We start from the raw sequence: 17,347 nt of genomic DNA on the forward strand, positions 1-17,347 counted from the left end.
CATGCAGAAAACGCTGGTCATCATGGTGAAAGAGCCACGTCCAGGGCGGGTCAAGACCCGTTTGGGGCGCAATATCGGCATGGTTGGAGCTGCTTGGTGGTTTCGGCACCAAACGCGTTCCCTGATCCTGCGTTTGCGCGATCCGCGCTGGCAGATTGTACTGGCGGTCTCTCCGGATAGGGAGGGAATGAACAGTCGGGTCTGGCCCGTTGATTTACCCCGGAAGCCTCAGGGGCGCGGAGATCTGGGCGACCGTATGGGGCGGATGTTGCGCGGTGCTCCCGATGGTCCGGTGTGCCTGATCGGTGCGGATATTCCGGGCATCACAAGGGGTCACATTGCGCGGGCCTTTCGCGCGTTGGGCCGGGCTGAGATGGTTTTCGGGCCATCCCCGGATGGCGGCTATTGGTTGGTTGGTGCTCAGCGTTATGGCGCGTTGCCTTCGGGGTTATTCCGCGATGTGCGCTGGTCAACGGAACACTCGTTGAAAGACACACTGAATTCGGTTCGCGGGTGCCGAGTAGCGTTGCTGGATAATCTGCGCGATGTGGATACCGTGGCCGATCTGCACGGCTGACATGAGGCACCGCTTTTTGACCATGACGCGGTCGCATGCCCGTGCTAGGCCAAACTCATGACACGCATTCCGACCAAGCAAGAGGTCCTCGACTGGATCTCGGCGAACCCTACCCTGACCTCGAAACGTGATATCGCCAAGGCTTTTGGCATCAAAGGCGCGGATCGGATCGATCTGAAGCGTATCCTGAAAGAACTTGAGGCCGACGGCCATCTGGAAAAACGCAACCGCAGCTATCGCGATCCGGATCGTCTGCCGCCGGTCAGCGTGTTGCAGGTGAAGGCCCCGAACGTAGATGGCGACCTGTTTGCGCGCCCGTTGGAATGGCACGGTGAGGGAGTCGAGCCCATCGTTCTGCTCGTAACGCGTGCCAGCGATCCGGCGCTGGGTGAGGGTGACCGCATTCTGGCCCGCCTGACCGTGGTGCATGAGGAAGATCACAATTACGAAGCCCGCTTGATCCGCCGCATCGGCACCAACCCGCGCAAGATCGTCGGCATTTTCCGCAAAGGGGCCGAAGGCGGGCGGATCGTGCCCATCGACAAGGCTGGTCCGACAGAATGGCTGGTCGCGGACGGGGCCGTTCTGGGGGCCAAGGATGGTGAGTTGGTTGAGGCCGAACAGGCCGGACCCAAGAACCGCATGGGTCTGCCGCGTGCGCGTATTGTTGAACGGCTCGGCGATCCGACCGCGCCCAAGGCTGTCTCATTGATCGCCATCCACCAACACGGTATTCCCGACGACTTCCCGGACAAGGTGATCGAAGAAGCCGACAAGGCCAAACCCGTTGGACTGAAAGGGCGTGAAGACCTGCGGGATATGCCCTTGCTGACCATCGATCCTGCGGATGCACGGGACCACGACGACGCCTGCTATGCCCATGCTGATGACGATCCCAAGAACCCGGGTGGCCATGTGATCTGGGTCGCCATAGCTGACGTCGCTGCCTATGTGACACCCGGTACGGCTCTGGATCGCGAGGCGCGCAAGCGGGGCAACTCCAGTTACTTCCCGGACCGCGTAGTGCCGATGCTGCCGGATCGCCTGTCCGGCGATCTGTGTTCCCTGCACGAAGGCGTACCGCGCGCTTGTATTGCCGTGCGGATGCAGATTGATGCCGAAGGCAACAAGGTCGGCCACGGTTTTGTACGGGCTCTGATGCGCTCTGCCGCCTCGCTGAATTATAACGAGGTGCAGGAGGCGATCGACGGCAACCCGAACGACCGCACCGGGCCGCTGTTGGATACGGTGCTGAATCCGCTTTACGCCGCCTATGCTGCGCTGAAAAAGGCGCGTTCCGTGCGGCAGCCGCTGGAGTTGGACCTGCCTGAACGCAAAATCGTACTCAGCGATGCGGGTGAGGTGACCAGCGTCGCGTTCCGTGACCGGCTGGATGCGCATAAGCTGATCGAGGAATTCATGATCCTCGCCAATGTCGCCGCTGCCGAGACCCTGATCACCAAACGCCGCCCGCTGCTGTTCCGCGTCCACGAAGAGCCCGCGCCCGAAAAGCTGGAAAGCCTGAGAGAGACGGCGCAGGCGGCGGGATTAAACCTCGCCAAAGGGCAGGTATTGCAGACCCGACATCTGAACGCGCTGCTAAACGCCGCCGCTGGTACCGAGGATGCGGAGCTGATCAACCTGACGACCCTGCGGTCGATGGCGCAGGCCTATTACAACCCCGAAAATTTCGGCCATTTTGGGCTGGCTCTGCGGAACTATGCACATTTCACTTCTCCCATCCGGCGCTATGCTGATCTGATCGTGCATCGCGCGCTGATCTCAGCCCATGGCTGGGGCAAGGACGGATTGACCGAGGATGAGGTTGCACGGTTGGAAGAAACGGCGACCCATATCTCGGATACCGAGCGCCGCTCGATGATGGCCGAGCGCGATACGACTGATCGCTATCTGGCGGCCTATCTCAGCGAGCGGGTCGGCAATGAGTTTTCTGGCCGGATCAGCGGTATTGCCCGGTTCGGCGCCTTCGTGAAGATGGACGAGACCGGAGCGGACGGTCTGGTTCCAGTGCGTTCGCTAGGGCGAGAGTTTTTCCATTTCGACCGAGAGGCCGGGACGCTGATGGGCTCGGACACCGGGCTGATCATCGCCATTGGCCAGCGTGTCACGGTGCGGTTGACCGAGGCGACGCCGGTGACGGGCGGATTGGAATTGGAATTGTTGTCCATCGATGATCAGGCGCTGCCGCGCGGCCGTGGCCCCGCCAAGCGCGGAACGCGGCGCAAGGCCGCCAGCACCAAACGCAAGAAGGACAAGATCAAGCGCAAGGTCGAACGCAAACGCCGTCAGAGGTGATAAGTAAGCGCGCGCGCAATCAGCCAGCCATGGCGCGTAGGATCAATCTGATCGGGCCGGTCGAACAGAATTGCGCGATTGCCGTCGATCCGATCCTCACCAGGAAAGGCGGAAGTAAAATCCCCCATCAGTCGGCTTTGGCAGTGTACAAACAACGCAAAGCAGGCAGCCTTGTGTCCGCCCAAACGAATCGTCGAGCCTTTGGGCGCCAGATAGGCGGGCTGGCCCCACCGCAACGCTTCTTCCAGAGGCTGAGCGCGTGGCAGCGAGGCCGCAGTTTCGAAGATCAACTCGCGCAGCGCTAGTGCCCCATTGCGCGTCTCTTCCGGTAGCGCCTCATAGGCTGCAGCGACTTTTTTGTCCTCAAAGGCTGTCATGATAGCGGGATCGCCTGCTCCATTCGGTCGATATAGCTGTTGAGCAGCTTATCTTGTTTAATCCGTCGGGTCAGGGGGTGTCTGACGGTGTCGCGCGCATCGCCGCCAGCATTGGACCAACGCTCATGTCCGCCGAGGTAGGTTTCTCTCCCATCAGGTAGGGCGATTGCCAAAGATAGGTCGAGATCGCCTCAAAGTCGCGCTCCAGCCGGTCTTGTCGTTCGACAGGCGAAAAGCGGGATACACCTTGAAAAGCGAGCCCCTTGAGAACGGATTTCCGGATCGAATTCGAAACCGGCTTGCGGATCAGTGCGGGAATGACGGTAAAGAATGTATCGCGCAGGATTGGCCAAACCTCATCATTGGCCCAACGGTCCTGCACGACATGAAAGTAAAGGTGTTCCTCGGCCATGCGGACCAGTGCGCGGGACTGGGCTTTTTGCAGGTCGGTCAGGCCAGCATCGAAATCGGCCCCCTGAGCCTCAAGCCAGTCGCGGATCAGGTCGCTGTCCGGAATCAGACGTTCAGGCGTGCGAAGAACCGGCAGCTTCTGGTGTGGCATCTTGCGTGGGTCCAGCAGATCGGACCGTTGCCAGCGCAGGCCCGCGTTTTGAAGCATCAGGGCCGTTTTCACACAGAATGGGCTGGCGCTGAACAGGCCAAAGGCGGAGGGGAAGGTGAGAAGGGTCAGCATCATCAGCTCCATAGTTGGGACGCCTGATGGATACGCCGGACTGATGACAGATTCTGACATTAGGCTTAGAGTAGAATATACTATGTCCCGCACCGCCCGTCTTTTTCAGTTGATGCAGGCCCTACGATCTGGCCCCTCGCCCAGGACGTCGGTTCAATTGGCGCAGGATTTAGGCGTTTCGCCGCGCACAGTGCACCGGGATATCGATGCATTGCGTGGCCTCGGGGCGATAATCGACGGAGAGGCCGGGTTCGGGTTCACCCTAATCGAGGATGCCACCCTACCGCCGTTGGGTTTCACCAATGATGAGCTCGAAGCGCTGGTGTTGGGCTTGCGCGAGGTGCAATTGATCGGAGACCCGGCGCTGTCGGATGCCGCAAGCGCAGCCTTACGCAAGCTGCAGGGCCGATTGCCGCAGCGCCAGTCGCACCGATTGAGCCACGCCGTTTTGACCGCCACGCGATTTGACAGGCCGGCCGTGCCAACCATCGATGTCGCCGAACTGCGCCAAGCCGCGTGGGACGAACGCGTGATCGAGTTCGCCTATACCGATGCCAAAGGCGCAGACACCCGTCGTCGGGTCAATCCGCTGAGCATCGTCTATATGGACCGTGCCAGCGTATTGCTGAGTTGGTGCCACCTGCGACAGGATTTCCGAGTGTTTCGGCTGGATCGTATGCACGGCTTGGATGTGACCGAGGATAGCTTCCGACCCAATCGCGTATCGCTGTTGCGTGATGCCATTGCGCGTATTCGCGCGGAACGTGAGGAACAGGATCAGGAAACCTGACGTTCTGCGTTTTGAGAAATCCCGATTGTGCGCTATCATCGGCTCTGAGCAGTAATCAGGATAAAACGGAATGCGTAAGTGTGTAGGTGGCGTTATGACCGCCGCATTATGGGCATCCATCGTGCAGGCGGATACAACAGAAAATTCGATACGGCCTCTGGCCCGACCTATGGTCGACAATGTGCAACTGGCCTCGGCGGACGTGACGGTCTCGGTACGGCCCGTGCTGCGGCCTAAGGTCGAGGTGCAACGTGTATCGGCAGACGGGAATGCCCGATTTCAGGCTTGGCTGGGGGCATTTCGCAAGCGGGCGCAAGAGCAGGGCATCTCGGTCAATACGCTGGATCGGGCGTTGGCTGGGGTGACCTATGACAGTGACATCATCAAACGTGATCGCAATCAGGCGGAGTTTTCCAAACCGATTTGGGAATATCTGGACGGAGCGGTTTCAAAAACGCGGATATCCAACGGTCGCGCTGGGCTAGACAAGCACCGAGAGACTTTGACCCGGATCGAAGCCCAGTACGGCGTCGAAAAAGAGGTCGTGACCGCGATCTGGGGTCTTGAGACTTCGTTCGGCACCTACCGAGGAAGCAAGCAAACCATTCGGTCGCTGGCGACTTTGGCCTTTGATGCTCGACGAGCAAGCTTTTTTGAGGAACAGCTGATCGCCGCGTTGCAGATACTGCAGGCAGGGGATGTCGACCCTAAGAATATGGTTGGCAGTTGGGCTGGGGCGATGGGGCATACACAGTTCATGCCGACCTCGTTTCTTGATTACGCGGTTGATTTCGATGGAGATGGGCGTCGCGAGATCTGGTCCGATAATCCAACTGATGCCTTAGCATCAGCCGCTTCTTATTTGGCAAAACATGGATGGACCAAAGGCCAACCTTGGGGGGTCGAAGTGCAACTACCATCCGACTTTGACTACGCCAACGCGCGGCGAGATTTCACTCTGATGCCGTCGGAATGGGCGGCCCGAGGGGTTCTTGCTTACTCGGGCAAGGCAGTGCCCGATCACGGGCAAGCAGCAATCTTGTTACCGGCGGGTGGTCGGGGTGTCGCCCTGATGATCTTCAATAATTTCAAAGTGATCGAGGCCTACAACGGCGCCGATGCCTATGTGATCGGCATCGGGCATCTGTCCGACCGGCTTGCAGGAGGCTCTCCGTTTGAGGCCGATTGGCCGCGTGGCGATCGCGTATTGAGCTTTACTGAAAAGAAAGAACTACAGCGTCGGCTGACTCAGGCGGGCTTCGATACACAAGGGATCGATGGGCGCACCGGGCCAAATACGATTAACGCGGTGCGCGCGTTTCAGGTTGCTCAGGGGTTGATCCCGGATGGATACCCGTCGCTCGGCCTGCTGGAAAGGATGCGCTGATAATTAGGGCGGCCCAATTGGGTCGCCCATGATCTAATGATCAGGACGCAGGCTTCATCAGACCTTTTTCGTTGATTTCAACCAACGCATCATCCAACGATTTTTGAATGCGCACGAACATCTCGTCGATTTCGGCCGGGGTAATGACCAACGGCGGAGAGATGACCAGGCGGTCGTCCACATGACGCATGATCAGGTTGTTTTTGAAGCAATGTTCGCGGCAGATATATCCGATCGTGCCGGGATCTGATGCGAACTTGGCTCGGCTTGCCTTTTCAGGCGTCAATGCGATGGACCCCATCAATCCTGCGATCTTTGCCTCTCCGACCAGCGGATGCTCGACCAATGCGTCCCATTTCTTTTTCATATAGGGCGCGGCCACGTTGCGCACATGATCGACGACGTTTTCTTCTTCGAGGATGCGCAGATTTTCGAGCGCAACTGCTGCGGCAACCGGGTGGCCGGAATAGGTGTAGCCATGGTTGAACTCGGTGGCGCTGATGACACGGGCGACTTCGTCGCAGACGATCGACCCGCCAATAGGTGCATAGCCTGAGCTAAGGCCCTTGGCGATTGTCATGATATGCGGTTTGATCCCGACGGTTTGCGAGCCAAACCAGTTGCCGGTTCGGCCAAACCCGCAGATCACCTCATCCGCGATCAGCAGTATATCGTACTTGTCGCAGATGCGCTGAATTTCGGGCCAATATGTGTCGGGTGCGATGATGACGCCGCCTGCGCCCTGCACAGGTTCGGCGATAAAGGCAGCGACGCGATCTTCGCCCAGTTCCTGAATGGCTTCTTCCAGCTCGCGCGCGCGGGCAAGGCCGAATTCCTCGGGGCTCATATCGCCGCCTTCCGCCCACCAGTTCGGCTGGTTGATATGGTGGACATTCGGGATTGGAATTCCGCCCTGCGCATGCATTCCTGCCATGCCACCCAACGACGCCGATCCAACAGAGGAACCGTGATAGGCATTCTTGCGGCTGATGATGATGTTCTTGTCCGGCTGACCTTTTTCGGCCCAATAGGTGCGCACTAGACGGATGTTGGTGTCGTTGGCCTCGGACCCGCTTCCGGCAAAGAAGACATGGTTCAGATCACCTGGCGCAAGCTCAGCCAGCTTTGCAGCCAGCGCAATGGCGGGCGTATGGGTCGTCTTGAAGAAAGTATTATAATACGGCAGCTCGCGCATTTGACGTGCGGCTGCATCGGCCAGTTCATCGCGGCCATATCCGATATTCACGCACCACAATCCGGCCATACCATCCAGAATTTCATGACCTTCGCTATCGGTCAGATAGACGCCCTTGGCACGGGTGATGACCCTGACACCTTCGTCTGCCAGCGCCTCATTGGTTGAAAAAGGATGCAAATGGTGTGCTGCGTCCAGCGCCTGCAATTCGGCAGTGGGCATGTGATTGGTGATGGTGGACATCTCGGATTCTCCAGCAAGCGTCGTTGCCAGATAGAATATGATCAAATTTTATGCTGTCAATCGAATCGCTGGTTTCTAGGTGCTTGGCAAAGCATCGCCCATCATTCCCATACCCTGCTCAATGTCCTGCGCTGTTGCTAACGCGGCCTTTTCTGCATCTCGCTCACGTAGCGCGGCAATAATGTCTTTGTGTCTGTCGGGCAGGCTTTGAGTGCCGAAGCGACCGCAAACGATGCGCAAAGAAGGGCCGAATCGCAGCCATAGCCGTTCGGCTAGATCAACAAGTATCGGAGCGTCCGCATGGGAATACAAAGATTGGTGAAAGGCGTGGTTCAAACGCAGGTAACCCCCTACGTCCCCATCCGCGATCATATTGTCCAATCGTTGATCCAGCTGCTCAAGATAGTCGATCTCGGTTATAGATATGTTCTTTGTGGATCGCCTGGAAAGCTCTGTTTCTATTGAAATTCTTGCGAAAATCATCTGCTCGATGTCGTTGGCTGAAAGCAGCGGGACGCTCACGCGACGATTGCCCTGAAAAATGAGCGCGCCGTCGGAAATCAGACGGCGTATTGCCTCGCGCACCGGAGTCATGCCGACACCAAGCGAATCAGTCAGGCCCTGGATCGTGACCGGCTGCCCGGGCACGAGATCGCCAAACAGAATCTGGGATTTCAGTGTCCGATAGACCTGTTCGTGCGCTGGGCGTTTTTCTTCATCTACCGGAGGTGTATCTGCTTTATTTTTGATCAAATCCAAAAGGTTTGCCTCAATCCATGTGTTTCTGTCTTGCCAGAATCTTCACCTATTCCGACCATAGGTGAAACCGTCGTGAAACGCAAAACTTGATCAAATCCAAAAAAAGGTCAAAATGGCCGCACAGTTGCAGGGAGAAAAATATGAAACTGAAAACGCTGGGGATGACAGCGATCGTCGCATTGGGGACTTCGGCCGCGTTTGCTGAAGAAGTGCGCGTCTATAACTGGTCCGACTACATTGACGAAGATCTGCTGAGCAAATTCGAAGAAGAAACAGGGCTAACCCTGATCTACGATGTGTTCGACAGCAACGAGGTTCTGGAAACAAAAATGCTGGCCGGTGGGTCAGGCTATGATGTGGTTGTGCCTTCAGGCACGTTCCTACAACGCCAGATCCAGGCCGGCGCATTCCAGGAACTGGATGCCGCCAAGCTGTCGAATGCAGGCAACCTATGGGATGTGATCCAGGAACGAACTGCAGGGTATGACCCCAACAACGCCTACTCGATCAACTATATGTGGGGCACGACAGGTATCGGGTTGAATGTCGGCAAGGTCAAAGAAGTGCTGGGCGACGATGTTGCGCTTAACAGCATGGATCTGGTGCTCAAGCCCGAGAACATGGAAAAGCTGGCCTCGTGTGGGGTGCATTTCCTCGACGCACCGTCTGAGATCATTCCGATGGTGCTGCAGTATATCGGCGAAGACCCTGACAGCCACGACACAGACGTAATTGGGAAAACCGAAGAGATTCTGACCAGTGTGCGCCCGTATGTTCAGAAATTCCATAGTTCGGAATACATCAATGCGCTCGCCAATGGTGATATCTGCGTTGCTGTCGGCTGGTCGGGCGACATCTTGCAGGCACGCGACCGTGCGGCGGAAGCGGATAACGGCGTGGAAATTGAATACCATCCCTTTGCGGAAGGCTCGCTGATGTGGTTTGACCAGATGGCTATTCCGGTCGACGCACCAAACCCCGAAGGCGCGCACCAGTTCCTGAACTTTATCCTGGATGCCAACAACATGGCTGCGGCGTCGAACTATGTGTACTACGCCAACGGCAACAAGGCCTCGCAGGAGTTTCTTGAAGAGGACGTGATCGGTGATCCGGCGATCTATCCGGATGATGCGACCATGCAGAACCTCTACATCACCACACCTTATCCGGCAAAGACCCAGCGAGTGGTGACACGTCTCTGGACCAAAGTGAAATCAGGCACCTGATCTGATCATAGCGCAAGGCGGGCCCACTGCCTTGCGCCATTTTTATCCTGACCGATAAACGGGGGCCGCCTTGAATTCTGAAGTCTTTGCGCCGTGGGATGACCCGCAGGCGAAACCCTTGATCCAGTTCCAGAACGTCACCAAGCGTTTTGGCGCATTCACCGCAATCGACAATCTTTCACTGGATATCTACGAGCGTGAGTTCTTTGCGCTGCTCGGCCCGTCGGGCTGCGGCAAGACCACGATGATGCGGATGCTGGCCGGATTCGAAACCCCTACCGATGGTCACATCCTTCTGGGTGGACAGGATATCGACCCGATCCCGCCCAACAAACGGGCGGTAAACATGATGTTTCAGTCGTATGCGCTGTTTCCTCATCTCAGCATCTGGGACAACATCGCCTTTGGCCTGCGCCGGGACAACATGCCCAAACGCGATCTGGAAGAGCGGGTCGATGAGATGCTGCGCCTAACCCGGCTGGAACAGTTCGCACGCCGCAAGCCGCACCAGATCTCGGGTGGTCAACGCCAACGCGTTGCGCTGGCCCGGTCATTGGCCAAAGCACCAAAACTGCTATTGCTCGACGAACCTTTGGGCGCTTTGGATAAGAAACTCCGTCAGGATACTCAGTTCGAGTTGATGGACATTCAGGAAAAAACCGGCACGACCTTTGTCATCGTGACGCACGATCAAGAAGAGGCGATGACCGTTGCCAGCCGAGTGGCCGTGATGGATCAGGGCAAACTGATGCAAGTGGCAACTCCAGATCGCATCTATGAGACGCCAAACTCGGTTTATGTTGCTGATTTCATTGGGGATGTGAATATCATTGAGGGACGCGCCACCGCAGCAGGCGACGAAAGCTATCAGATCGAGTGGGCAGAAGGGCAACCCCCGTTAGCGGCGTCTTCCGCGACCCAACTTTCCAATGGTCAGAGCTGTCATCTGGCGATCCGGCCTGAAAAGGTCGCGATCTCTGCCGAGCGCCCGGTCGATGCGATCAACGCCATTCAAGGCAAGGTGCATGACATCGCCTATCTGGGCAACTTGTCGACCTATCATGTCGAACTGCCAAACGGCACGATTATCAAAGCGCAAACAGCGAATACCCGCCGCATCTCGCGCCGCTCGTTCACCTGGGAAGACCCGGTTTGGCTGTCCTGGACAGCGACTGCCGCAGTTCTGCTGGAAAACTGATGCGCCGCGCTGTTCTTATCGCTGTCCCGTATGTCTGGTTGCTGGCGCTGTTCTTGGTGCCGTTCTTTATCGTCCTAAAGATATCGCTTTCAGACACCGCACTTGCCATTCCGCCCTACACTCCGACGCTGGACCTGTCCGCAGGTTGGGCGGGTATCAGGGATTTCTTCAGCCAGCTTGATCTGGAAAACTTTGTCTGGCTGACTGAAGATGATCTTTATTGGAAGGCCTATCTGTCCAGCGTAAAGATCGCGCTGATCTCAACGGTGTTGACGCTGATTGTCGGGTATCCGATCGCATATGCGATGGCGCGCGCACCTGAAGAGTGGCGACCTACATTCATGATGCTGGTCATCCTGCCGTTCTGGACTTCGTTCCTGATCCGGGTTTACGCATGGATGGGTATCCTCAGCAACGAAGGCTATCTGAACCAGCTCTTGCTTTGGACAGGCATCATCTCAGCGCCGCTGACCATTCTGAACACGAATACCGCAGTTTATATCGGTATCGTTTATACCTACCTACCTTTTATGATCCTGCCGATTTATTCGTCGCTTGAACGGATGGACGGGTCGCTGATCGAAGCCGCTGAAGACCTTGGGTGTTCGCGTCTGCAGGCATTCTGGTTGATCACAATCCCCTTGTCGCGCCCCGGTATTATCGCGGGCTGCTTCCTCGTGATGATTCCGGTGATTGGGGAATTCGTAATCCCCTCGCTACTGGGCGGATCGGGGACCTTGATGATCGGTAAGGTGCTGTGGGAAGAGTTCTTCTCGAACCGCGATTGGCCCGTCGCCAGCGCGGTGGCCGTGGTTCTGTTGCTCATCCTCGTGATCCCGATTGTGCTGTTCCAGCGCAACCAGCAAAAGCAGACGGAGGCAGAACAATGAACAGGCTGAGCTGGTTCAACACTGTCTCACTGACGCTGGGATTTGCCTTTCTGTATATCCCGATGATCATCCTGATCATCTTCAGCTTCAACGAAAGCAAGCTTGTCACCGTTTGGGCCGGTTTTTCGACCAAATGGTACGGCGAGTTGATGCAGAACGAAGCCTTTCTTGATGCAGCCTGGGTCACGCTGCGCGTTGCCGTATTCTCATCAACGCTGGCCACGATTCTGGGCACCGCAGCGGCCTATGTTCTGGTACGCGGTGGGCGGTTCTTTGGGCGAACACTGTTTTCCGGGATGATCTATGCCCCGCTCGTGATGCCCGAAGTGATCACGGGTCTGTCGCTGCTGTTGTTGTTCATTGGCATCGGATTGGACCGGGGGATCTTGACCATCGTTCTGGCGCACACGACGTTTTCGATGTGTTTTGTCTCGGTCGTCGTATCCTCGCGTCTTGTGACCTTTGATCGGTCGTTGGAAGAGGCCGCACTGGACCTGGGCTGCTCTCCTGCGCAGGCGTTTCGCTTGGTCACCCTGCCGATCATCGCTCCGGCGGTGATTTCAGGATGGCTGCTGGCTTTCACCCTGTCGCTGGATGACCTAGTGATTGCTTCGTTTACATCTGGGCCTTCTGCCACCACCTTGCCGATCAAGATTTTCTCTGCTGTGCGTTTGGGCGTCAGTCCCGAGATCAATGCGCTGTCAACATTAATGATCGCGGTTGTCACGGTGGGTGTTATTACCGCGTCCCTGGTGACCAAGCGGGCGATGGTTAGGCAGAAACAGGATGAGTTGGCCGCGGCAAGCGCTGAATGAGGCGTATATTTCCTGATTATGCCTACGGCCCCGCGCCACGCGCGGGGTGTTGGTGGGATGAGACGATCGCGACCCCTGCTTGGCCAAAGCTCGAAGACGATATCAGCGTTGATGTCGCCGTCATCGGGGGCGGGTTTACCGGCTTGTCCGCCGCATTGCATCTGTCCGAGGCAGGGGTTTCGGTCGCTGTGTTCGAGGCGGAAACACCGGGCTGGGGGGCGTCCGGTCGAAACGGGGGCTTTTGTTGTCTGGGCGGGTCAAAGCTCAGCAAGGCTGGCCTGACCCGTCGCTATGGTCAGGTGGCAACGCAGGCCTATTACCAAGCGGAAGAAGACGCCGTTTCACTGGTTGCTGACCTTCTGCGTGATAACCAAATCGACGCCGAAACGCATTCCAAGGGTGAAACTCAACTGGCCCATTCACGGCGCGCGATGGAACGATTGCGCCGGTCGGCCGATCCGGCCGGACAATTACATGAGATTGACGATCTGCAGGGCCTCGGGCTGGGTGGGGCGTTTTTCGGCGGCTATACAACGCCAATTGGCTTTGCCCTGAACCCCCGAAAGTATCTGTTCGGTTTGGCTGGCTCCGCCCAGGCAAAGGGCGCAACTCTGTTCCAGAACAGCCCGATCACGCAGATCAAACAGGCCGCCTCGGGTTTCGTGCTGACCTCGCCTGCGGGTCACGTTCGTGCTTCGAACGTTCTGGTGTGCACAAATGGCTACTCAAGCGAGGATCTGCCGCCCTGGTTGGCCGCGCGTTATATGCCTGCACAGTCAACGGTTCTTGTGACGCGGCCTCTGACTGATGTCGAGCTGCAGGCGCAAGGCTGGACGTCGGATCAGATGGCCTATGACACGCGTAATTTGCTGCACTATTTCCGATTGATGCCCAATCGACGATTTCTGTTTGGGACACGAGGGGGGCTGCTTTCATCCCCTGGGGCTGAGGCGCGCATTCGGCAAAAGGCCTTCGGGGATTTCAGGCGGATGTTCCCCGCCTGGGACACGGTCGATGTCACACATAAGTGGTCCGGCATGGTTTGCCTTGCCCGGAACCTTGTGCCCTTTGTGGGCCCGGTTCCTGAGCATCCGGGGATGTATGCAGGGTTTGCTTACCACGGCAATGGTGTGGCGATGGGAACCTATTGCGGACGTGCTTTGGCGCGACTGGTGCTGGGGCAATCCGCAGACATTCCGTCCCCTATTGCGGGTGCGCCGGGGCGGTTTCCCTTTGGCCGTTGGCGTCGCGCTGTCATGCCGCCAGCCTATGCGTATCTGGGTCTGGCGGACCTATAAGGCCTCAACTTCCAACTCATACCCATTGGCATAATCAGCCGCACCGTTTTCGGCCCGCCAAAGACAATAAGCGGCCATGCGCCACGCAAACCAAGGCCTCAATGACAGATAGCGTTCGGTGATATCGGGTTGGTCGTAGGCCTTAAGAAACAGCGTCTCTTCGGCGTCGGACAAGGGCGCGCCTCGATAGAGTTGCTGCATCGCAGGTGAAAGGAATATCGCCAAGTCTTCACATGGGTCACCGAAGGCCGGGCATTGCCAATCGATCAGCGTCAGCCCATTTTTCGATTGCAGGATGTTTCCCGCGACCGGATCGCCATGGATCAAGCACCGCGCGGATAATGGCGGTACTTGGGCCTGAGGTTTTTTTGCAAGCAACGATCGCCGCTCTTCCGCGTGGCAATCAGCCAGAATTTGACACGCTTGCTGTTCCAGATCTTCGCTGCCATTGCAGCCGTTAGGGAGGTCCAGATTGACCGGAATTTGGTGCAACCTTCCAAGCAGATGGGCTACGCCCGAAACATCGTCCTGCCAAGGGACGCCCGGTGCGTGGTCATAGTAGACCCAGCTGTCGTCTCCAAAGGAACCCGTGGCACGTAAATTGGGCACGAAGCCAAAGCTGTTGAGCGTGCGCAGACATTCTGACTCAAGCCGGGCATCGTTGCGAAACAAGGGGTTCTGAAACCCGGTGCTGTATAACTTCAGAACGGCATCACTATTGCCGGACAAAACCTTCCAGACATGATTGGTCCGCCCACCGTACAACACCTCGAAGGTCACGTCGTGGCGGATCAAACCTTGGGTGCTGAGCTGGGCAACAAGACCCGGGGGAGGTTGGTGATGATCAGACAGGACAGATACCGGGTTAGGGGGCGAGTCGCGATGCGCCAAGCTTTGGCCTGCCTTGCCTTCCAGATCAAGCGCCCGTGCGGATTTGCGTGACCATTTCGGCGGACACCTCTGCACCGCTCTCCAGTTTCAGGATGATGCCACCTTCGCTGACCTGTGCCTCTACCACCCGACCGAAGGCAGATGCGGGCGTGCTGGTTAGTAACTCACCTCTTTTGAAGCTCTCCAATGTGGCTGAGTAACTGCCAGCGGGAAAGGGATCACCGGCACTGCTGACCCCGGCCCACTCGAATTCGGCCTTATCGAGAGGCACAGGGACGCGGTCGACAACGGTGCCTTGGTCGTTGCGAATGACCAATTCGGCCCGATCTGCGGTTGCTTCGGCCTGCGCAAAGATCGGAACAGGCTGATCTTCAAAGCGAAACGGTGCGTCGGTTTTGACATTCATCCCAACCCAGCCGGTAAGCTGGTTCAGATTGACAGCACCAAGTGTCAGCGCCAGATCAGACAGAAGCTCATTGGCTTTGACCTGTTGTTCAACCATCGAAAACTGCGCCAGCTGAGAGGCGTATTCGGAGGAATCCAGTGGCTCAAGCGGATCCTGATTGCGCGCCTGCACGGTCAGCATGCGCAGAAAGGTCTCGAAATCTGACGTCAGTGCCGAGCGTTCCGAATTGTTGTTTGCGCCGGGATTTGCACCCGTTGCGGTCACTGAATTGGTCGCTGAAATCATCAATTAAAGCCTCATATCAAGACCCCGTTCAGGGCCAGCCGGAAGTGTGGGTGCCTTATGGTCCGCGTCGCGAACCATTTCGACCGTTTCTGAGGAAGGGTCAGGCTCTGATGGGTCACCATGCTGGGACGAGTCCCCGGACATGCTAAGGTCAAGCGACAGATCCCCATAACCCAGCTTTTCCAACTCAGCCGACAGGACCGCAATGTGTCGCCGCATCAGGTCCAGTGTTTCGGGCCGTTCGGCCGCGATCGATAGATGAAACCCGTCTTCTCGACCGTTGAGCGCGATTGATACGCGCCCAAGCTCTTCGGGGTTCAGGGCTATTTCAACGCCACCGGTATTTGGTCGGGTCGAAATCGAAGCGGCCAGTTGCCCCGCAATCGTGCGTGCCGTTTCCGCGCGGGCTGCGGCGATGGGCATCGCTTGCGTCGTGTCGCGTATCGTGTGGCCCACCGCTGTGTCTTTGACAGCAAAGAGGTCATCAACTTCCGCGCTGATCGCCGTTTCAGCAATAGCATCGCCCGGAGCCCGGTCGAGATTCCAAGCTGTTGTCTGCGGTTTCAAGGCGGCAGAAATGACAGTTTGCCGGGTTTTTCGAGCCTCTACAGGCTCAACTGCGCGTGCGACGAGTGGCACCTCTGGTTCGGGACTTGGCGGTTCCAGTTTCGAAAACGTATCCCCCAAAAAGCTAGCATTTAGCGCGTGTGAGGCCGGCCTATGGTGTAGATATCCATTTCCGCTAACATCAGGGATCGGAACTTGGGTTGGCGCTCGAAGCACGTTTGCGTCAGGCCTTGGGGCAGCCGCTTCGGGCGAGCCTGCATTTTGTCTTAGCGTTGAGTTTTCAGAGGCCAACTGCGAAATTTGCTGTACCGGGCTGGGCGGAGCGGCAACATGGTTCGTCTCACCGACGGCAAAATCTGCGTGGTGTTTCGGCGCATTTGCGACCTCTTGCGCAGCCACCTGCAGTTGGGCGGGCTCTAGTTCGTCGGTTTTGATTGTCTCGGTTGAATCTGCCGTAGAAACAGATGGAATTTCTGATTGTTTGGGTGGCAGGTTTGAATCAGCCACAAACGGATCTACATCCTTCAACTCGATTTGTTCGACATCCTCATTGAGCACTTCCTCAAAGGCAAACCCACCTTTGGTATCACGCTCTTTACCCTGAGATGCCCCCGGTTTGTCACCCGTGGCAGATGCAGGCGACATGATCGTCAGCGGGTTGGTCATTTTTCGCTCCGGGGTTTCTTTGATCTGGCCGGCACTGTGCCCACAGGAAGTTACGTTTATTTTAACCGCTTTCCCCTTTGATCGAGAAAGTTCATAGCAATTTTCGGAGAATCCGATGACGATTACATCTACCAGTGCGACCATGCATTCCGCCCAGATTCCACAGAAAATGAAAGCCGCCTCTGTTGAGCTGGAAGCCGCTTTTCTGGCTGAAATGCTCAAGTCTGCAGGCCTCGGCCAAACACGAAGTTCTTTTGGCGGTGGCGCAGGCGAAGATCAATTTGCTTCGTTTCTGGTGCAACAGCAGGCACAGCAAATGGCAAAGGCGGGTGGAATCGGCCTTTCCGAAATTTTGTTCAATGCAATGATGGAGAAGTTTGATGGATAAAGATCCGATTCAGGCACTGGAAGACCTTTTGGATCTGGAGCGCACGGCCCTGGTCCAGGGGGATTTGACCGATCTGGATCGATTGGTGCCTGAAAAAGAAAATTTGATCGGTGCAATAAATGATCTGCAGGTGTTGGAAAGCGATGATCTGATCCGGATCCAGAAGAAGGTCGTGCGCAACCAAGCCCTTTTGAACAGTGCGGCCGAGGGTATTCGGACTGTGGCGGACCGAATGGCGGAACTGAAACAGGTCCGACAGGAGTTCAGCACTTATGACGCCTCGGGGCAGCGTAGCGGGTTTGCTTTGCGATCGCGGGCAAAGCTGGAAAAACGGGCATAGCATCAGGTTTGATTCAAATCCGAGATTTCGGATTTGCCC

At 57.0% G+C, this 17,347-nt stretch carries 18 protein-coding genes; 11 read left to right on the forward strand and 7 right to left on the reverse strand.

Annotation, left to right across the window (positions count from 1 at the left end; all coding sequences use genetic code 11):
- Position 1: 1 nt before the first annotated feature.
- On the forward strand, positions 2-577 hold the full coding sequence (locus AC1DFB_RS17100) for a TIGR04282 family arsenosugar biosynthesis glycosyltransferase (RefSeq protein WP_170801523.1): 576 nt from the start codon (positions 2-4) through the stop codon (positions 575-577).
- A gap of 57 nt (positions 578-634) precedes the next feature.
- Positions 635-2,893, forward strand: coding sequence for a ribonuclease R (rnr, locus tag AC1DFB_RS17105; protein ID WP_480921735.1), 2,259 nt, complete (start codon positions 635-637; stop codon positions 2,891-2,893).
- On the opposite strand, the gene AC1DFB_RS17110 is transcribed toward rnr, so the two are convergent.
- Both AC1DFB_RS17110 and AC1DFB_RS17115 read right to left on the reverse strand, forming a co-directional pair.
- Complete coding sequence (locus tag AC1DFB_RS17110) at positions 2,884-3,270, reverse strand: DUF1801 domain-containing protein (RefSeq protein WP_170406797.1); 387 nt, start codon at positions 3,268-3,270, stop codon at positions 2,884-2,886. The two genes, rnr and AC1DFB_RS17110, sit on opposite strands and share 10 nt — an antisense overlap.
- A gap of 70 nt (positions 3,271-3,340) precedes the next feature.
- Positions 3,341-3,964: a glutathione S-transferase family protein gene (locus tag AC1DFB_RS17115; protein ID WP_480921736.1), complete on the reverse strand. Its 624-nt coding sequence runs from the start codon at positions 3,962-3,964 to the stop codon at positions 3,341-3,343.
- A gap of 82 nt (positions 3,965-4,046) precedes the next feature.
- On the opposite strand from AC1DFB_RS17115, the gene AC1DFB_RS17120 reads away from it, so the two are divergent.
- Both AC1DFB_RS17120 and AC1DFB_RS17125 read left to right on the forward strand, forming a co-directional pair.
- Complete coding sequence (locus AC1DFB_RS17120) at positions 4,047-4,754, forward strand: helix-turn-helix transcriptional regulator (RefSeq protein ID WP_170801520.1); 708 nt, start codon at positions 4,047-4,049, stop codon at positions 4,752-4,754.
- A gap of 70 nt (positions 4,755-4,824) precedes the next feature.
- The gene (locus AC1DFB_RS17125) at positions 4,825-6,141 is read left to right on the forward strand and encodes a lytic murein transglycosylase (protein WP_480921737.1); all 1,317 of its coding nucleotides are present in this window, start codon (positions 4,825-4,827) and stop codon (positions 6,139-6,141) included.
- Positions 6,142-6,181: 40 nt separating this feature from the next.
- Here AC1DFB_RS17125 and AC1DFB_RS17130 read toward each other — a convergent pair whose 3' ends face one another.
- The gene (locus AC1DFB_RS17130) at positions 6,182-7,579 is read right to left on the reverse strand and encodes an aspartate aminotransferase family protein (protein ID WP_170406785.1); all 1,398 of its coding nucleotides are present in this window, start codon (positions 7,577-7,579) and stop codon (positions 6,182-6,184) included.
- A gap of 75 nt (positions 7,580-7,654) precedes the next feature.
- Complete coding sequence (locus tag AC1DFB_RS17135) at positions 7,655-8,338, reverse strand: GntR family transcriptional regulator (protein WP_170406782.1); 684 nt, start codon at positions 8,336-8,338, stop codon at positions 7,655-7,657.
- 140 nt (positions 8,339-8,478) lie between these two features.
- Between AC1DFB_RS17135 and AC1DFB_RS17140 the strand changes: the two genes are divergently transcribed.
- The 5 genes from AC1DFB_RS17140 to AC1DFB_RS17160 all read left to right on the forward strand — a co-directional run bounded on the left by AC1DFB_RS17140 (position 8,479) and on the right by AC1DFB_RS17160 (position 13,765).
- Positions 8,479-9,564, forward strand: coding sequence for a polyamine ABC transporter substrate-binding protein (locus AC1DFB_RS17140; RefSeq protein ID WP_170398992.1), 1,086 nt, complete (start codon positions 8,479-8,481; stop codon positions 9,562-9,564).
- A 70-nt stretch (positions 9,565-9,634) separates the two neighbouring features.
- Positions 9,635-10,762 (forward strand): ABC transporter ATP-binding protein, encoded by a 1,128-nt coding sequence (locus AC1DFB_RS17145; protein WP_170425908.1) that lies wholly within the window; start codon positions 9,635-9,637, stop codon positions 10,760-10,762.
- Positions 10,762-11,652, forward strand: a complete 891-nt coding sequence (locus tag AC1DFB_RS17150; protein ID WP_170406776.1) for an ABC transporter permease subunit — start codon at positions 10,762-10,764, stop codon at positions 11,650-11,652. The genes AC1DFB_RS17145 and AC1DFB_RS17150 overlap by 1 nt, the downstream gene beginning before the upstream one ends.
- Positions 11,649-12,467, forward strand: coding sequence for an ABC transporter permease (locus AC1DFB_RS17155; RefSeq protein ID WP_170398984.1), 819 nt, complete (start codon positions 11,649-11,651; stop codon positions 12,465-12,467). The genes AC1DFB_RS17150 and AC1DFB_RS17155 overlap by 4 nt, the downstream gene beginning before the upstream one ends.
- Entirely contained in the window at positions 12,464-13,765 is a 1,302-nt protein-coding gene (locus AC1DFB_RS17160) for an NAD(P)/FAD-dependent oxidoreductase (protein WP_480921738.1), read from the forward strand. The genes AC1DFB_RS17155 and AC1DFB_RS17160 overlap by 4 nt, the downstream gene beginning before the upstream one ends.
- On the opposite strand, the gene AC1DFB_RS17165 is transcribed toward AC1DFB_RS17160, so the two are convergent.
- From AC1DFB_RS17165 to AC1DFB_RS17175, 3 genes are read right to left on the reverse strand one after another with little or no spacing between them, the layout of a single operon-like run.
- Positions 13,760-14,731, reverse strand: coding sequence for a phosphotransferase family protein (locus AC1DFB_RS17165; RefSeq protein ID WP_480921739.1), 972 nt, complete (start codon positions 14,729-14,731; stop codon positions 13,760-13,762). The two genes, AC1DFB_RS17160 and AC1DFB_RS17165, sit on opposite strands and share 6 nt — an antisense overlap.
- Positions 14,682-15,347: a flagellar hook capping FlgD N-terminal domain-containing protein gene (locus AC1DFB_RS17170; protein WP_480922627.1), complete on the reverse strand. Its 666-nt coding sequence runs from the start codon at positions 15,345-15,347 to the stop codon at positions 14,682-14,684. The genes AC1DFB_RS17165 and AC1DFB_RS17170 overlap by 50 nt, the downstream gene beginning before the upstream one ends.
- 3 nt (positions 15,348-15,350) lie before the next feature.
- Positions 15,351-16,580, reverse strand: coding sequence for a flagellar hook-length control protein FliK (locus AC1DFB_RS17175; protein WP_480921740.1), 1,230 nt, complete (start codon positions 16,578-16,580; stop codon positions 15,351-15,353).
- A gap of 142 nt (positions 16,581-16,722) precedes the next feature.
- Between AC1DFB_RS17175 and AC1DFB_RS17180 the strand changes: the two genes are divergently transcribed.
- A complete protein-coding gene (locus AC1DFB_RS17180; protein ID WP_480887409.1) occupies positions 16,723-16,968 on the forward strand; it encodes a rod-binding protein in 246 nt (81 codons plus the stop codon).
- Entirely contained in the window at positions 16,961-17,308 is a 348-nt protein-coding gene (locus AC1DFB_RS17185) for a flagellar biosynthesis protein FlgN (protein ID WP_170406760.1), read from the forward strand. Before AC1DFB_RS17180 ends, AC1DFB_RS17185 begins: the two co-directional genes overlap by 8 nt.
- Positions 17,309-17,347: the final 39 nt, after the last annotated feature.

It is taken from the genome of Ruegeria sp. S84, from assembly GCF_056583445.1.

Bases quoted from the DNA above. Each gene is read 5' to 3' on its own strand.
- AC1DFB_RS17150 (WP_170406776.1), top strand. From the start codon at position 10,762: ATGCGCCGCGCTGTTCTTATCGCTGTCCCGTATGTCTGGTTGCTGGCG.
- AC1DFB_RS17140 (WP_170398992.1), top strand. From the start codon at position 8,479: ATGAAACTGAAAACGCTGGGGATGACAGCGATCGTCGCATTGGGGACT.
- AC1DFB_RS17130 (WP_170406785.1), bottom strand. From the start codon at position 7,579: ATGTCCACCATCACCAATCACATGCCCACTGCCGAATTGCAGGCGCTG.
- AC1DFB_RS17170 (WP_480922627.1), bottom strand. From the start codon at position 15,347: ATGATTTCAGCGACCAATTCAGTGACCGCAACGGGTGCAAATCCCGGC.
- AC1DFB_RS17110 (WP_170406797.1), bottom strand. From the start codon at position 3,270: ATGACAGCCTTTGAGGACAAAAAAGTCGCTGCAGCCTATGAGGCGCTA.
- AC1DFB_RS17155 (WP_170398984.1), top strand. From the start codon at position 11,649: ATGAACAGGCTGAGCTGGTTCAACACTGTCTCACTGACGCTGGGATTT.
- AC1DFB_RS17160 (WP_480921738.1), top strand. From the start codon at position 12,464: ATGAGGCGTATATTTCCTGATTATGCCTACGGCCCCGCGCCACGCGCG.
- rnr (WP_480921735.1), top strand. From the start codon at position 635: ATGACACGCATTCCGACCAAGCAAGAGGTCCTCGACTGGATCTCGGCG.
- AC1DFB_RS17180 (WP_480887409.1), top strand. From the start codon at position 16,723: ATGCATTCCGCCCAGATTCCACAGAAAATGAAAGCCGCCTCTGTTGAG.
- AC1DFB_RS17175 (WP_480921740.1), bottom strand. From the start codon at position 16,580: ATGACCAACCCGCTGACGATCATGTCGCCTGCATCTGCCACGGGTGAC.
- AC1DFB_RS17100 (WP_170801523.1), top strand. From the start codon at position 2: ATGCAGAAAACGCTGGTCATCATGGTGAAAGAGCCACGTCCAGGGCGG.
- AC1DFB_RS17120 (WP_170801520.1), top strand. From the start codon at position 4,047: ATGTCCCGCACCGCCCGTCTTTTTCAGTTGATGCAGGCCCTACGATCT.
- AC1DFB_RS17125 (WP_480921737.1), top strand. From the start codon at position 4,825: ATGCGTAAGTGTGTAGGTGGCGTTATGACCGCCGCATTATGGGCATCC.
- AC1DFB_RS17185 (WP_170406760.1), top strand. From the start codon at position 16,961: ATGGATAAAGATCCGATTCAGGCACTGGAAGACCTTTTGGATCTGGAG.
- AC1DFB_RS17115 (WP_480921736.1), bottom strand. From the start codon at position 3,964: ATGCTGACCCTTCTCACCTTCCCCTCCGCCTTTGGCCTGTTCAGCGCC.